The following is a 15,359-nucleotide window of genomic DNA, read 5'->3' on the forward strand; positions in this document are numbered from 1 at the left end:
TCCAGGTCTCCCTTTAGGGGCCTGTCGCCTGCCAACCGTTACGCTAAGGTGACGGTTGCATGGCACGCCCGATTGCATCCGCGTCACGTCTCGTAACGCCGGTTTCGACGGCCGCCTCTGGTATTGCCCATTCCGGCCACAGCGAAGCACGCTGGCGTGCGTGGCTGCGCCACACCCTGCCGGTGGCCGGCGTCGCGGCCGTCGTTCTGCTGGTCGCGGCCATTGCCGGCTATATCTACGACAGCAACCGGCGCGGCGCGCTCGGCCTGTCCAACGACCTGATCACCGCGATCGACCGGCGCGTCGCCGTGCAGATGCATGCCTATCTGCTGCCGGCGCAGCAATTCCTCGAACTGGCGGATGCTGCCGTGATGGGGCGCGACGTCGACGAGGGCGCGGCCGAAGCAGAGCGTTTGGCGCTCTCGGCCCTTGCCAACGTCCCGCCCGTCACCGCCTTCAGCTACGGCGATCCCGAAGGCGACTTCCTGTTCGTCATCCGCAACGACAGAGGCGGCTTCGACACCAAGCGCATCCAGGTCGAGGGCAGCAGTCGTCGCGTCACCTGGACCCGACGCGATGCAGCGGGAAAGGTGACGGCGATCGAGGACGATCCAACCGACACCTTCGATCCCCGGACCCGGCCCTGGTACCAGGGCGCGGAAGCCACAAGGAAGCCGTTCTGGACCGGCACCTATCTCTTCTTCACGGCCCAGAAACCGGGTCTTTCCTTCGCCATCCCGAGCTTCGGCGCCGACGGGAAGCTGCGCAATGTCGTCAGCGTCGACATCGAGCTCGCCACGCTTTGCGCCTTCCTCAAGGAGCTGGGAATCGGCGTCAGCGGCAAGGCCATCATCGTCGACAAGCAAGGTCGCGTGATTGCCTATCCCAGCGACCGATGGCTTCCCGCCGACCGTCCCGATGTCGTGCCGCCGATGCTCGACGAGCTGGGCGATCCCGTCCTGACCAATACCTACAACCGGCTGCGCGTCGAAGGGTATGGCCGTAAGATCCTGGAGGTGGGCGACCAGCGCATCATCGTCTCGTCGGAACCCGTCAACATCCTCACCGGCCGCGACTGGGTCACGCTGATCGTCGTGCCGGAGGCCGACTTCGTCGGCTTCGTCGCCAACTCCGGCTGGGCCGCGCTGGGCATGTCGATCGTCGTCGTGCTGATCGTGGCCGCGCTGGCGGGACTGATGACATGGCGCAGCGTCCAGGCGGACCGGCGCGTCTCGGCAGCGGCGACGCGCCAGCAGGCTCTCGAAGTGCGCACACAGACCTTCATCGGCCTGGCGCGTGGCGCCGCCGACAAAGAGGGCTTAGGTGGAGAGAGCCTGCAGGGCACGACGCAGAGCGCCGCGGAGGCCTGCGCTGCCAAGCGGGTTGCGATCTGGCGGCTCACGTCGGATCGGCGCGTATTGCAGTGCGAGGATTGTTTCGATCGCACCGCCAACGACCATACGTCGGGGCTCGAACTGCATCGCGACGAGCTGCCCCATCTGTTCGCGGCGCTGGCAAAAGGCCAGCCGATCGATGCCCCGAAGGCCAAGGACGACTCGCGAACGTCCGAGCTGTTCGAGCGCTACCTCAAGCCGCTGGAGATCGGCAACGTCTATCTGGCGCCGATCCTGGCCCACGGTCACACGATCGGCATGCTGTCGGTCGAGGGGCCGCGACGCGGCAACCGGGCGGCCGGTCTCGCGGCTTTCTGCGATGCGCTGGCCATCCTGTTGGCGCTGCGCTTCGCTGCCGCTTCGACGAGCCCTCTCACGACCGCCGCGCCCGCCGTTGCCGCTGCCATGCCGCCTCCGGTCGAAGCCAAGGCCAGCGACAGCTTCGCCCAGCGCGAGGCTCGCCTCGAACGCACCCTGCTGCAACAGGGCTGCGCACTCGACGAGATCCGCAAGAACGCCGCGAGTCGCGCCGCGGTCGGCGTGGTGAAGCTGCCGGACTGGACGACCATCGCACAGCGCCCGCCCGACGGCAGCGAACGCACGGCGATGGACGCCATCGTCCACGAGCTGCGAGGCATCATCGAGCAGAGCGGCGTGACCTACGCCGCCTTGCTCGACGACCAGATCGTCCTGGCCGCCTTCTCGACCGACGCCGCGACGCTGGCCGAGAATGCCCGCTGCGTGGCCACCGCGATCCTCGACCTGCGCGACCGGCTGGTCGAGCTCGAGGAGCGCTGGAGCGTCACTCTCGACTTTCGCCTCGGCGTCGACATCGGCGCGATCATGACCTCCACCATCGCCACCGATCCGCCGAGCAGCAACCTTTGGGGCGGCGCCCTGGGCATCGCCAAGGTCCTGGCGACGACCGCCAACCGGCGCACCATTGCGGCGTCGGAAACCACCTACGAGGTCCTGTCGGGCACCTTCCTCTTCCGCCCGCGCGGCAGCTACTTCCTCCCGGAGACCGGCACGATGCGGACTTTCGTCCTGGTCGGTCGCACATGAGCCTGGGCGCCGCGCGCCTCGTGCCGACAAGGCCATGGCCGCGCCGCGCCCTTGCCTTCGTGGGCGCGGCCACACTGCGCTGGACCAGCACCCTGCTCCTGTTCGTCTCCCTGGCCGCGACCGTCGCGATGCTGTCGCTGCGGCGACGGACCTGGCGCGCCCCGGTGTGGCAGGAGTTCAAGCGTGTCCTGTATGGCGTCGCGGTCCTGTCCCTGCCGACGACCGTCGCCACCGGAATCCTGGTCGGCATCGCGCTCGTGACCCAGGCCGTGTACTGGCTCGAAACCACGGGCCAAAGCGGCATGGTGGGCGCGATCATCGTCGTCCTGCTGATCCGCGAGATCGTGCCGATCCTGGTCGGGTTGATCGTGTTCGGGCGCAGCGGCACCGCCACCCTGATCGTGCTGGGCGAGGCGCAGACCTCGGGTTGGCTGCGGCTGTTCGAACTCCAGGGTCTCGATCCGCTCGTCATGCTGGTCGTCCCGCGCACCCTGGCGTTTGCGCTCGGTGCTTGCTGCATGGCCACGATCCTGCTGCTGTCGACGTTGCTCACCGGCTACCTGACGGCGCACGGGCTGGGTCTCGTGGCCTATTCGATCTGGGATTTCGCCGACCTCGTGCTGCGCGCCATGACGGTGAGAGACTTCATCGTCCCGCCGCTGAAATGCATCCTCATCGGCTTCATGGTCGCGCTCGTCTGCTGCGCGACCGGCCTCAGCCGCCGCGACCGGAGCGACGAGCTGCAGCGGCTGGTGCCGCGCGGTTTCGTCCGCGCGGCACTGGCCATCCTGACGATCAACGGCATCTTCGACCTGGTGGCCTGACATGCCCCCTCGGAGCGCCCAATCCATATTGTCGCTGCAGGGCGTAACGCTCGCGGAGCGACAACACTCGACCCGGCCGACCTGCCTCGACCTCGAACTGCCGCGCGGCACGCTGGCGATGATCCAGGTCGACGACGATGCCGACGCCGCGACCCTGGTCGACATCTGCCTCGGCCTGGCAATACCGGCCGGCGGCCAGGTGGGCTTTCTGGGTGTCGACTGGCAGGCCCTCGGCCCGCACGAACGCCTGGCCCGCCGGCGCAGTATCGGCACCGTCGCACAGGTGCATGTCTGGCCCTCGCACATGACCGTGCTGGAGTCCGTCCTCGTCGCACACCTCTATCATTTCAGCCGGCCACAACAGGAGGTCATTGCCGACGCGACCGCGCTGGCACGGCTGTTCGGCCTGCCGGGACTGCCGACGGGGCGCCGCGATACGACGCCGGCCCGCGCGCTGGCACGCGCCGCCTGCGTGCGCGGCTTTCTCGGTGCGCCCGATCTCGTCGTGGTGCAGGATCAGACGATCGAGGCAACCGCCGATCTCGCCGTGCCGATGGCTCAGGCAATCGCCGGTGTGAAGGATCGTGGCGCCACGGTTCTCTGGATCACGGAGAGTTTGTCCGCCCAGGCGGCACGGTTCGTCCAGCCCGACCAGTTGCTCAGGCTGGGCGACAGCGGATTGATGCGGGTTCGGAGGCTGCAATGAAGCGTTCGATCTTCGGCGTCCACCAGCTCGACGAGATCGTTGGCGCCGTCGTGCTCGTCTGCATCGGCGTGTTCGTGGCGGTGCTGATCAATGCCGGCCTGCTCAAGGACTGGTTCCAGCCCTCCTTCACGCTGCGCATCCTGCTGCCCGACGAAGGCGTGTCGGGCCTGGCGCCCGGTGCCGAGGTACAGGTGCTGGGCACGCGCGCCGGCGAGGTCCGCCGCATCGTGATCGATCCCAACCAGCGCATGCACGCCATCGCCCGGGTCGAGGACCAGATGCGCCCCTTCATCCGGCGCGATTCGCAGGTCTCGATCCGCCGTGTGTTCGGCGTGGCGGGAGCGGCCTATATCGACATCGCCCGAGGCAACGGCCCCGAACTCGACTGGTCCTATGCCGTCGTCACCGCCCAAAGCGAGCGCGGCGCCACCGACACGATCGGCCAGATGGTCGACGAGGTTCGCGCCAAGATCATCCCGGTGATGGACGATGTGCAGAAGGCGGTGATCGCCTTCGCCGCGGTGGCCCAGCGCGCGGCCGATCCGGGCGGTCCGCTGGAGCAGACCCTGACCTCCGCCGCCGGCATCGCGCGGCGCATCGAGAGCGGCGAAGGGCTCGCCGGTCGTCTGATCGCCAGCGACAAGATGGCGACCGACCTCGAAACGACACTGGTCAGCATCCGCGAACTCGCCAGCCAGCTCGAACGCACCTCCAAGGATCCGCGCATCGTGCAGATCCTGGCGCGAACCGATTCGATCCTGACGTCGTTGCAGGCCACGACGCGCAATCTCGCAGCGACGACGCCGCAGATCACCCGTAACGTCACGGCGACCACCGACGCCCTGCCCACAACGCTGCTGCAAGCCCAGCTCGCGGCGCGCGAACTCGAGCTGCTGCTGGGACAACTTCGCCATCACTGGCTGTTCGGCGGCGGCAGCGCGACCCAGGCCCCACCGCCGGGCCGCAGGGCGCCTGCGATCGAGGTGCGGCCGTGAGACCTCGGCCGGTTGTCGCGCTCGGCCTGGCCTTCGTCCTCGCGGCATGCGGCGGCGGCACGCCGGTCGATCCCGGTCCCCCGCCCGACACGAAGCTCGACATGGCCAGCAAGGCCGGCACCCAGGCCCTGTCGATGGGCATGCCGGCGCAGGCCGTCCGCCAGTACAAGCTCGCGCTGAGCCGCGCCTACGAACGCGACGACGCCGATGCCATCGCCGATACCGCCTACAATCTCTCGCTGGCGCAGATGCGGGCGGGCGAACCGAAGGAGGCACTGAGCACGGTGCGCGAGGCCCGCGCCGAACTCGACCGGCGAAAGGTCGCCATCCCCGCCGAACTGGCCCTCGTGCAGGCGGCTGCCGCTTATCGCAGCGGCGACCTGAATGCGGCCGCCGATGCTGCGCAGCAGGCGCTCCAGCTCAAGGCCGGCGATCCCGACACCGTACCGCGCGCCTGGTTCATCCGCGGCCTCGTCGCGGCCGAGCGCGGCGCTGGCTCCATCCTGGCACAGGCCATCGCAGCGCTGCCGCCCAGCAAGCAGGCCGATCTCGAGGCGGATCGGCAGGAGCTGCAGGGTCGCGCAGCCTTGCTCGCCGGCCGGCCGGGCGAGGCCCTGTCGTCCTTCGAGAAATCGGCGGCCAACCGGCAGCAGGCGCTCGACTATCGCGGCATGGCGCGGGCGCTGGCGCTCGCCGGCGAAGCCTCGCTGCGGCTTGGCAACACGGCGGAGGCCGCCGTCTTCTATCTTCGCGCCGGCCGGACGAGCCTGTTGCAGGGGGACACCGCGATGGCCGCGTCGACGCTGAAGCGTGCAGAAGAACTCGCGCGCCAGACCTCCCAGACCGATATAGTCGACGAAATCACGCGCCTCCGTAGAGCCGCCGCCAAAACGTAGGAGACAGATCTTGGTCCTCGGAATGTCGATCGCCACCTTCACCATCGTACACGTCGTCATCAGCCTGATCGCCATCGCCGCGGGCGCCGTCGCCTGCGCCCGTATGCTGGAAGGACGCCGTCTCGATACCTGGAATTCCGTGTTCCTGCTCTTTACGATCCTGACGACGGTGACCGGTTTCCTCTTCCCCATCGCCGTGTTCACGCCGGCACTCGGCGTCGGCATCGTGTCGTCGGTTGCCCTCGCGATTGCGCTGCTGGCGCTCTATGTCGGCCGCCTCGCCGGGGCATGGCGGTGGATCTATGTCGCGAGTGCCCTGTTCGCCTTCTATCTCAATGTATTCGTCCTGGTCGTGCAGTCCTTCCAGAAGATCGGCTTCCTGAACAGGTTCGCGCCGACCGGCGCCGAGCCTCCGTTCGCGGTCGTGCAGGGCATCGTGCTGCTGGGCTTCATCCTGCTGGGCTTCCTTGTCGTGAAGCGCTTCCGCCCGGTTTAAAATCAGGTCAGGCAAGCCCGGCCGAAACGATCCGGCCGGCTTCGGCAATCACCGCACTGCGCGCCTCGTCAGAGATCGTGGAGCCCGTATAGTAGGCCGCGATGAAGACCGGCGCGCGACCGGTTGGCCAGGCAACGGCAATGTCGTTGGCGCTGCCGTTGCCGCCGGTGCCCGTCTTGTCGCCGATACGCCAAGCGGCCGGCAGTCCTGCCCTCAGCCGCTTGTCGCCGGTCTTGTTGGCGACCAGCCAGCCGATCAGGCGTGCGCGTGAGCCCGCGGACAGCACGTTCCCCGCGACGAGCTTCTGCATCGTGCCGAGCATGGCAAGCGGCGAGGTCGTGTCACGCGGATCGCCCGGCGTGCCCTCGTTCAGCTCGGTCTCGATCCGGTCGAGGCGTGTCACCGGGTCGTCCAGCGTGCGCACAAAGGCGGTCAGTCCCGCCGGACCACCGAAGCTCGCGAGCATCAGGTTTCCCGCCGTGTTGTCGCTGAGCGTCATGGCCGCCTCGCAGATCGCATCGACGGTCATGCCGCCCGGCCCGGCATGGTCCTTGGTTGCCGGCGAGTAAGGCACGAGGTCGCTCGCGGCGAAGACGATGCGGCGATCGAGCTTCTCCTCGCCGCGGTCGATCCTGGCCAGCATCAGCGCGGCGGCCAGGAACTTGAAGGTGCTGCACATCGGGAAAAGCTCGTCGCCACGATGGGCAGTGCGACGACCGCTCGCGGTGTCGAGCATGGCGACGCCGAGGCGGCCGCCCTTTTGCTGCTCGAGTTGCCGAAGCAACGATGCCGTGTCCTCGGCGAAGGCCGGCAAGGACAGCAGCGGTACGACCAGCAGTGCACGGCGGGCGATCGAAACGGGCACGCGTTCCTCCTCATGAAAGGACGCGTGCGTAAGGGCCGAATATGGCGGCAACCCGGCCTGTTGCTCCCTCATGATTGCGCTAAGCTTGCCGCAATCAAGGAGGAACGCATGAAGGATTTCGCGGGCAGGATCGCCGTCATCACCGGCGGCGGCACGGGCATGGGGCGCGAGCTGGCGCGGCAGCTTGCGGCCGAGGGCTGCAACATCGCGCTGGGTGACGTGTCGGGCGGCGCGATGGCCGAGACCAAACGGCTTTGTGAGGCGGCAGGCCTGCAACAGGGCCAGCGCATCACCACGCACATCGCCGATGTGGCGGACGAGCCGCAGGTCGTGCACTTCCGCGACGAAGTGGCGGAGCAGCACGAGACCGACCGCATCCATCTCCTGTTCAACAATGCCGGCATCGGCGGCGGCGGCAGCTTCCTCGTCAACGAGCGCGACGAATGGGAGCGCACGTTCAACATCTGCTGGGGCGGCGTCTATCTCTGCACCCGGGCCTTCATGCCGATGCTGCGCCGCGCCGATGCGGGCCACATCGTCAACACGTCGAGCGTCAACGGCTTCTGGGCCTTCATCGCGCCCAACATCCCGCAGACCGCCTATGCCGCGGCCAAGTTCGCCGTGAAGGGCTTCACCGAGGCGTTGGTCACCGACCTGCGCCTGCATGCGCCGCACATCAAATGCTCGGTCGTGATGCCGGGCCATATCGGCACCTCGATCATCGCCAACTCGCGCAAGCTGCAGAGCGGCAACCAGACCGACGAGATCACCGCGCACGAGGTCGGCCTGGCGCGCGCCCGCATCTCCTCGATGGGAATCGACGCGACCAGGCTCTCCGACGACGAGGTGCGCAAGATGATCGCCGAGCGGGCGCAGCGCTTCCTCGAGGACGCGCCGACGACGGCCGCCGAAGCGGCGACGATCATTCTCGACGGCGTGCGCAACGAACGCTGGCGCATCCTGGTCGGCCGCGACGCCGAGCGCCTCGACACGCTCGTGCGCGAAACGCCCGAACAGGCCTACGAGAAGGATTTCTTCGAAGCCTTCGCGAAGGAGACCGGCTGGGTGGCCGGCGGCCGCTGATCGGCCGGCGACGCTACTTGGCCGCGGTGTCGCGCCTGGACATGACACCGGAGCTGAGCGGCGCCGTCTGCCGGTCGTCGGTGTCGGGAAGGACGACGTCGCGCATGTCCGTGGGCGACCGCTGGTTCGCGAAGGCCTGCCGGTCGAACAGGAACATGCGCCGGGCGTTGGCGGGCGGCTTGCGGACCGCCTCGCCGAGGCCCCTCTCGCCCTGGAGGACGACCTCGTAGCGGTCCGGATCGGTCGCCGACAGGCTGACGTAGCAGGCCGCCCGTACGGTGCCGGACCGGTTGAGCGCGACCTCGAAGGTCGGGCCCACGATCTCGGGCAGTGCAACGCCCGCCGCGCGCAGGTCGTCGTAGAGCCTGTCGACCTCGTCCTTCGACCGCATCACCGACCAGGTGGCGAGCTGCTCGGCGAGCTTGCCCTTGGCCTTGGCGGCATTCATGCCGTCCTGCACGCGCTCCAGCATGTACTGACGCACCAGCGGCGGCGCGATCGGGCCGACGATGAAGGACGAGAGCGATGCCGGCGTGGGCAGCGAATTGTTGCAGATGTTGACGGCCTGGTGGGACATCGGCAGCGCCGGGCGTGCGAGGCCGATCGGGCAGATATTGAGCGCCAGGAATTCGCCGATCGTCTCGACATACTGGAATTCCTCGACCGGCCGCGCCATCAGGTTGGCCACGAAGGCCGGCGGCAGCCCCATGTCGGCGGCGTAGCGGATCAGCATCGCGGCACCGCCGCGCGCATCGGCGAAGCCCTGGAGGCGGCTTGCGAGCGGATCGTCGTGGGTCACGCCGCGCAGGTCGGTGCGATCGAGGAAGAAGTTATGGAAGGCGACCTTGCCGCCGACCTCGACATTACAATCCGCCGGATAGGCCGCAGCGGTGCGCACGGCAGTGCCGCCGAGGAGTGCCAGCGCACAGGCCGACAGGCAGAGGTCTTCCTTGCGGACGATCGCGACGACCTTGAAGCTCCGCAGCAGCTCGCCGATCCGGATGCCCTCCGAGAGGCTGCCGCCCATGCTGCTCAATTCGATCGTGGCAAGCGGCATGCCGGGCTTCGGCGGCACCAGGGCCTGGAGCTTGATCAGCTGGCCGCGCAGCTTTTCGGCGTCGCCCGTTTCGATCATGCCGGTGAGGCGCAGCCTGGGGCTTTCCGCCGTGTCGGCTCGTGCAAAAAGGAGAGGAGGTGTGGACGATGCCACGGAGACGATGGTCGCGGCCTGAAGCTCTCCACCTCCCAGGATCGAAACGATCGAGGCGACCGCCACTACCAGAAAAGCAGAAAAAATCCGCATACTCGTCTCGCTTACTCTCAGCCGACTAAGGACCCCGACCCCCCGTCGAGCACCCGTCCGCTGTTCGCACCCCCGTGGACGCATCCCGCGTTTACAGAGGGAAGATCATAAATTTTATGGCGGTAAATAGACTCTATCATTGAAGGGAACCGCCACCATTCGGTTCCCTACCGTACAACGGGTACGCTAGCTGAAAGTTCCGCCAGCGCTCTACGAAAAAGGCTCCAGGCACCGCAGTGAACGGCGACCGGAGCCTCTGGCGTATCATTGCCGCCCGCCTGTAGACGAGCGTGCAATCGTTTCTTTGGTTTCCGGGCGCGCGACCCTAGGCCTTGAGATTGACCGCAGCTTCCTTGCCGCGCTCGACCTGGACATCGTAGCTGATCTTCTGGCCTTCATTCAGGCCGTTGAGCCCAGCACGTTCGACCGCGCTGATGTGGACGAAGACATCCTTGCCGCCCGTATCGGGCTGGATGAATCCGTAGCCTTTGGTGGCGTTGAACCACTTAACGGTACCTGAAGCCATATGGTTAGTGTTCCCTAATGTCCGGCGCGAACGTCGCGCCGCCGTCACGATAACAACATTTCACCCCGTCTGACCATCGCCTGTTCACGGCTGGCAATGACAATCATGGGTTGCCTCGAAAGCGCCGTTTTTGGGGTTTGACCGGCTCAAAATCCTCATGATGCGGGCCGGTAGGCCGCCCTCCGGCCAGGAGCCGTCGATCGCGCGCGCTCTTCACGTGTTCGTTATCGTCGACACCGTCAGCGCGCGGGCGGCGTGAAACCCTTGCTGCGGATCTTCTTCTCGAGGATGGCAATCCCGGCGGCGGTGTTGCCCTTGTTGCACTTGTCGATGCCGTCGATGACGTCGAAATCCGGCCGGGTGCCGCCGTTGCCACCGGCATCGCCCAGATATCGCGTCGCATAATCACCGAGCTTCTTGCAATAGGCCACATCATCGCTTTGGGCGGACGCTTCGCAGGCCAGAACTGTAGAGAGAAGAAACAATAAGGTCAGTCGTGTCATGGATCAGGAAGCTCACCGATATTGTCGGCCAGACGAAAGCACTGGCTCGAGGCCGCGATACGCGTTGTATGCTCGAACGCACAATAGGCGGGCTTTCGCGGTCCCGCCAAGCGAAAGGCCGTTCACGCGGCAGAGGAGGCGTATCTTGAAGACCTACCAGCATTTCATCGGCGGCCAGTACGTGGACCCGATCGGCGGCCAGTGGATCGACAGCATGGACCCGTATCGCGGCGAGGTCTGGGCCCGGATCCCGCAGGGCTGCGCGCGTGACGTCGATCGCGCGGTTGCGGTCGCGTCGCTTGCCCTGCGCGAAGGACCGTGGGCGACAATGTCGCCGTCCAATCGCGGCAAGCTGATGCTGAAGCTCGCTGACCTGATCGCCGCCAACGCCCAGCGGCTTGCGGAAGTCGAGGTGCGCGACAACGGCAAGTTGCTGTCGGAGATGCTGGGACAGGTCAACTACAACCCCGAATGGTGGCGCTACTTCGGTGGCCTGGCCGACAAGATCCAGGGCGCCGTCGTGCCGATCGACAAGCCCAACCACTTCGCCTTCACGCGACACGAGCCGGTCGGCGTCGTCGCGGCGCTCACCGCCTGGAACTCGCCGCTCCTGTTCATCGCCTGGAAATGCGCGGCCGCGATCGCCGCCGGCTGCACGGTCGTCGTGAAGCCGTCGGAATTCGCGTCCGCGTCGACCCTGGAATTCGCGGCCCTGACCAAGGAGGCGGGCTTCCCCGACGGCGTGTTCAACGTCGTCACCGGCTACGGCCAGGAAGCGGGCTCGGCCCTGGTCGATCATCCGGGCGTCTCGAAGATCACCTTCACCGGCTCGGACGCGACCGGCGCCAAGATCTATGCGCAGGCCGCCAAGACGCTGAAGCGCGTGTCGCTCGAGCTGGGCGGCAAGTCGCCGAACATCGTGTTCGAGGATTGCGACCTCGGTGCCGCCGCATCGGGCGCCATCTCCGGCATCTTCGCCGCCACCGGCCAGACCTGCATCGCGGGCTCGCGCCTGCTGGTGCAGAACTCGATCCGCGAGGAGTTCAGCCAGCGCGTCGCCGAGCTGGGACGCTCGGCCCGCAAGGGTGATCCGATGCTGCCGGACACGAATATCGGCCCGGTCACGACCGCGCCGCAGTACCGCAAGATCCTCGACTACATGGAGATCGCCAAGGCCGAGGGCGCGCGCTGCATCCTGGGCGGCGGCGCCGCGCCGTCGATGCCCGGCGGCCAGTTCGTCGAGCCGACCATCTTCGTCGACGTGCGGCCCGACATGCGGATCGCCCGCGAGGAAGTGTTCGGTCCGGTCCTGTCGATCATCGGCTTCGACACCGAGGAGGAGGCCGTGCGGCTGGCCAACGACACGATCTACGGGCTGGCGGCCGGCGTCTGGACCAAGGACATGAACCGGGCGCTACGCATGACCGCCGCGCTCAAGGCCGGCACGGTCTGGGTCAACACCTACCGTGCGATCAGCTACATGATGCCGTTCGGCGGCATGAAGCATTCCGGCATCGGCCGCGAGAGCGGCATGGAAGCGATCCACGAGTATCTCGAAACCAAGAGCGTCTGGATCTCGACCGCGGAGGGCTCGCCCGCCAACCCGTTCGTGATGCGCTAAGCCGACAAGGAAGAACTACGCCAGGCCGTCCTTCAAGCGAAGGACGGCCTGGCGGACGGGTTCGTCCAGCCCCTCTCCGCCCTTCTCCAGATGCGCGACGATCCCGGCACGCATGCGCGGGTCCCAGAATTTCCGGATATGCGTGGCGATGGCGGCCGCCGGATCGGCATTGCGCTGCGGCGCGAAGAACCTGCCGATCTGGTTGGCCATCATCACCAGCTTGTCCTGCGACATCCCCGCCTACTCCGCGGCAATGCGCCGGCTGAGCCGGGCCTGCTCGGCATACTCCTTCTGCCAGTCGCCGGGGCCGTTGGACGGCGACACCTGAACGGCCGTGACCTTGTATTCCGGGCAGTTGGTCGCCCAGTCGGAGAATTCGGTCGTGATCACGTTGGCCTGCGTGTCGGGATGGTGGAACGTGGTGTAGACGACGCCCGGCGCCATCCGGTCGGTGATCCTGGCCCGCAGGCTGGTACTGCCGGCGCGGCTGTCGAGCTTGACCCAGTCGCCGTCGCGCACACCGCGCTGCTCGGCGTCGTGCGGATGGATCTCGAGCAGGTCCTGGTCGTGCCACACGACATTGTCGGTGCGCCGGGTCTGGGCGCCGACATTGTATTGGCTGAGGATGCGGCCGGTGGTGAGCAGCAGCGGGAAGCGCGGCCCCGTGCGCTCGTCGGTCGGCACGTACTCCGTGATCAGGAAGTTGCCCTTGCCGCGGACGAACCCGCCGATATGCATGACCGGCGTGCCGAGCGGCGCCTTCTCGTTGCACGGCCACTGGACCGAGCCGACCTTGTCCAGGAGATCATAGGACACGCCGGCGAAGGTGGGCGTCAGCGCTGCGATCTCGTCCATGATTTCCGACGGATGCCGGTAGGGCATCTCGAAGCCCATCGCCCTGGCGATGGCCAGGGTGATCTCCCAGTCGGCCATGCCGCTCTTCGGCGTCATCACCCGGCGCACGCGATTGATGCGGCGCTCGGCGTTGGTGAAGGTCCCGTCCTTCTCGAGGAAGGTGGAGCCCGGCAGGAAGACGTGGGCGTAGTTCGCCGTCTCGTTCAGGAACAGGTCCTGCACCACGACGCATTCCATCGCCGACAGTGCCTGCACGACATGGGCGGTGTTGGGATCGGACTGGAGGATGTCCTCGCCCTGGACGTAGAGGCCCTTGAACGTGCCCTCGATCGCCGCGTCGAACATGTTGGGGATGCGCAGGCCGGGCTCCGAATCGAGCGGCCGGCCCCACATCTTCTCGAACATCTCGCGGGTCGCGTCGTCGGAGATGTGGCGGTAGCCGGTCAGCTCGTGCGGGAACGAGCCCATGTCGCAGGCGCCCTGGACGTTGTTCTGGCCGCGCAGCGGGTTCACGCCCACACCCGGCCGGCCGAGATTGCCCGTCACCATGGCGAGATTGGCGATCGCCATGACCGTGGTGGTGCCCTGGCTATGCTCGGTGACGCCGAGACCGTAGTAGATCGCGGCGTTGCCGCCGCTGGCATAGAGCCGCGCGGCGCCGCGGATCGCCTCGGGATCGACGCCGGCCATCAGCCCCACCGTCTCCGGGCTGTTCTGCGGCTCCGACACGAAGGCGGCCCAATGTTCGAAGGCGTCGCGGTCGCAGAATTCACGCACGAACCGCTCGTTGACCAGTCCCTCGGTGACGATCGTGTGCGCCAGCGCATTCATCAGCGCGGCGTTGGTGCCGGGCCGCAGCGGCAGGTGATAGTCGGCCGCGACATGTGGCATGCGCACGAGGTCGGTGCGACGCGGATCGACCACGATCAACTTCGCGCCCTGGCGCAGGCGCTTCTTCATGCGCGAGGCGAAGACCGGATGGGCGTCGGTCGGGTTGGCGCCGATCACCAGGATCACATCGCTTTGCTCGACCGAATCGAAATCCTGCGTGCCGGCCGAGGTGCCGAAAGCCTGGCTGAGGCCGAAGCCGGTCGGCGAATGGCAGACGCGGGCGCAAGTGTCGACATTGTTGTTGCCGAAGCCGCCACGGACCAGCTTCTGCACCAGATAGGTCTCCTCGTTGGTGCAGCGTGACGAGGTGATGCCGCCGATGGCGAGGCGGCCGTGCTTCTCCTGCAGGCGGCGGAACTCCGACGCGACCCGGCCGATCGCTTCGTCCCAGCTCACTTCGCGCCACGGCTGGTCGATGCTCTCGCGCACCATCGGCTTCAGGATGCGCTCCTTGTGATGGGTGTAGCCCCAGGCGAAACGGCCCTTCACGCAGGAATGCCCGCGATTGGCCTTGCCATCCTTCCACGGCACCATGCGCACCAGCTCCTCGCCGCGCATCTCGGCCTTGAAGCTGCAGCCGACGCCGCAATAGGCGCAGGTCGTCACCACCGAGTGCTCGGGCTGGCCGATCTCGATCAGGCTCTTTTCCGAGAGCGTTGCCGTGGGGCAGGCCTGCACGCAGGCGCCGCACGACACGCATTCGGAGCTGAGGAAATTGTCGAGCGAAGCGCCGGGCGAGACCTTGGAGTCGAAGCCGCGGCCCTGGATGGTGAGCGCGAAGGTGCCCTGCACTTCCTCGCAGGCGCGGACGCAGCGCGAGCAGACGATGCACTTGGAGGGATCGAAGGTGAAGTACGGGTTGCTCTCGTCCTTCGCCTGCTTGGTGTGGCTCTCGCCGTCATAGCCGTAGCGCACGTCGCGCAGGCCGACCGCGCCCGCCATGTCCTGCAGCTCGCAGTCGCCGTTGGCCGCACAGGTCAGGCAGTCGAGCGGATGATCGGAGATGTAGAGCTCCATCACGCCCTTGCGGATCTGCTTCAACCGCTCGGTCTGGGTCGACACGACCATGCCCGGCGCCACCGGCGTCGTGCAGGAGGCGGGCGTGCCGGCGCGGCCGGAAATCTCCACGAGGCACAGCCGGCAGGAACCGAAGGCCTCGACCGAATCGGTGGCGCAAAGCTTCGGCACCTGGATGCCGGCATCCATCGCCGCGCGCATGATCGACGTGCCGGCCGGAACCGTGACGGAATGGCCGTCGATGGTGAGTGCCACCTGCTCTGCCGCGCGGCTGGCCGGCGTGCCGTAATCGATCTCGGGGACGAGTGACATGAAGGGC

Annotated in this window: 14 protein-coding genes; 8 read left to right on the forward strand and 6 right to left on the reverse strand. The window is 67.1% G+C overall.

Features of this window, described 5'->3' with window-relative positions:
- Nucleotides 1-59 precede the first annotated feature (59 nt).
- From AC1ROX_RS23025 to AC1ROX_RS23050, 6 genes are read left to right on the forward strand one after another with little or no spacing between them, the layout of a single operon-like run.
- Nucleotides 60-2,459, forward strand: a complete 2,400-nt coding sequence (locus AC1ROX_RS23025; protein WP_493129515.1) for an adenylate/guanylate cyclase domain-containing protein — start codon at nt 60-62, stop codon at nt 2,457-2,459.
- The gene (locus AC1ROX_RS23030) at nt 2,456-3,283 is read left to right on the forward strand and encodes an MlaE family ABC transporter permease (RefSeq protein WP_493129517.1); all 828 of its coding nucleotides are present in this window, start codon (nt 2,456-2,458) and stop codon (nt 3,281-3,283) included. The genes AC1ROX_RS23025 and AC1ROX_RS23030 overlap by 4 nt, the downstream gene beginning before the upstream one ends.
- A gap of 1 nt (nt 3,284) precedes the next feature.
- Nucleotides 3,285-3,989: a P-loop NTPase family protein gene (locus AC1ROX_RS23035; protein WP_493129519.1), complete on the forward strand. Its 705-nt coding sequence runs from the start codon at nt 3,285-3,287 to the stop codon at nt 3,987-3,989.
- Nucleotides 3,986-4,984: an MlaD family protein gene (locus AC1ROX_RS23040; RefSeq protein ID WP_493129521.1), complete on the forward strand. Its 999-nt coding sequence runs from the start codon at nt 3,986-3,988 to the stop codon at nt 4,982-4,984. Before AC1ROX_RS23035 ends, AC1ROX_RS23040 begins: the two co-directional genes overlap by 4 nt.
- Nucleotides 4,981-5,880: a hypothetical protein gene (locus AC1ROX_RS23045; RefSeq protein ID WP_493129523.1), complete on the forward strand. Its 900-nt coding sequence runs from the start codon at nt 4,981-4,983 to the stop codon at nt 5,878-5,880. Before AC1ROX_RS23040 ends, AC1ROX_RS23045 begins: the two co-directional genes overlap by 4 nt.
- Nucleotides 5,881-5,890: 10 nt before the next feature.
- Nucleotides 5,891-6,376, forward strand: coding sequence for a hypothetical protein (locus tag AC1ROX_RS23050; RefSeq protein ID WP_493129525.1), 486 nt, complete (start codon nt 5,891-5,893; stop codon nt 6,374-6,376).
- 7 nt (nt 6,377-6,383) lie between these two features.
- Here the strand turns inward: AC1ROX_RS23050 and bla are convergent, their stop codons facing one another.
- Nucleotides 6,384-7,241 (reverse strand): class A beta-lactamase, encoded by an 858-nt coding sequence (bla, locus tag AC1ROX_RS23055; RefSeq protein WP_493129527.1) that lies wholly within the window; start codon nt 7,239-7,241, stop codon nt 6,384-6,386.
- Between the two features lie 108 nt (nt 7,242-7,349).
- Here bla and AC1ROX_RS23060 point away from each other — a divergent pair, with 108 nt between their 5' ends.
- Complete coding sequence (locus AC1ROX_RS23060) at nt 7,350-8,324, forward strand: SDR family NAD(P)-dependent oxidoreductase (RefSeq protein ID WP_493129529.1); 975 nt, start codon at nt 7,350-7,352, stop codon at nt 8,322-8,324.
- A 13-nt stretch (nt 8,325-8,337) separates the two neighbouring features.
- Here AC1ROX_RS23060 and AC1ROX_RS23065 read toward each other — a convergent pair whose 3' ends face one another.
- From AC1ROX_RS23065 to AC1ROX_RS23075, 3 genes are all read right to left on the reverse strand, one after another.
- The gene (locus tag AC1ROX_RS23065) at nt 8,338-9,627 is read right to left on the reverse strand and encodes a hypothetical protein (RefSeq protein WP_493129531.1); all 1,290 of its coding nucleotides are present in this window, start codon (nt 9,625-9,627) and stop codon (nt 8,338-8,340) included.
- 325 nt (nt 9,628-9,952) lie between these two features.
- Entirely contained in the window at nt 9,953-10,153 is a 201-nt protein-coding gene (locus tag AC1ROX_RS23070) for a cold-shock protein (RefSeq protein WP_493129533.1), read from the reverse strand.
- Between the two features lie 239 nt (nt 10,154-10,392).
- Nucleotides 10,393-10,656: a hypothetical protein gene (locus AC1ROX_RS23075; protein WP_493129535.1), complete on the reverse strand. Its 264-nt coding sequence runs from the start codon at nt 10,654-10,656 to the stop codon at nt 10,393-10,395.
- A gap of 145 nt (nt 10,657-10,801) precedes the next feature.
- On the opposite strand from AC1ROX_RS23075, the gene AC1ROX_RS23080 reads away from it, so the two are divergent.
- Nucleotides 10,802-12,277, forward strand: coding sequence for an aldehyde dehydrogenase (locus AC1ROX_RS23080; protein WP_493129537.1), 1,476 nt, complete (start codon nt 10,802-10,804; stop codon nt 12,275-12,277).
- A 15-nt stretch (nt 12,278-12,292) separates the two neighbouring features.
- On the opposite strand, the gene AC1ROX_RS23085 is transcribed toward AC1ROX_RS23080, so the two are convergent.
- Together AC1ROX_RS23085 and fdhF are read right to left on the reverse strand one after the other, a co-directional pair.
- Nucleotides 12,293-12,511: a formate dehydrogenase subunit delta gene (locus AC1ROX_RS23085; RefSeq protein WP_493129539.1), complete on the reverse strand. Its 219-nt coding sequence runs from the start codon at nt 12,509-12,511 to the stop codon at nt 12,293-12,295.
- 6 nt (nt 12,512-12,517) lie between these two features.
- Nucleotides 12,518-15,352 carry a formate dehydrogenase subunit alpha gene (fdhF, locus tag AC1ROX_RS23090; RefSeq protein ID WP_493129541.1) on the reverse strand — a complete coding sequence of 945 codons (2,835 nt, stop codon included), beginning with the start codon at nt 15,350-15,352 and terminating at the stop codon, nt 12,518-12,520.
- Nucleotides 15,353-15,359 lie beyond the last annotated feature (7 nt).

It is taken from the genome of Reyranella sp. GW821-FHT14A01, assembly GCF_058803965.1.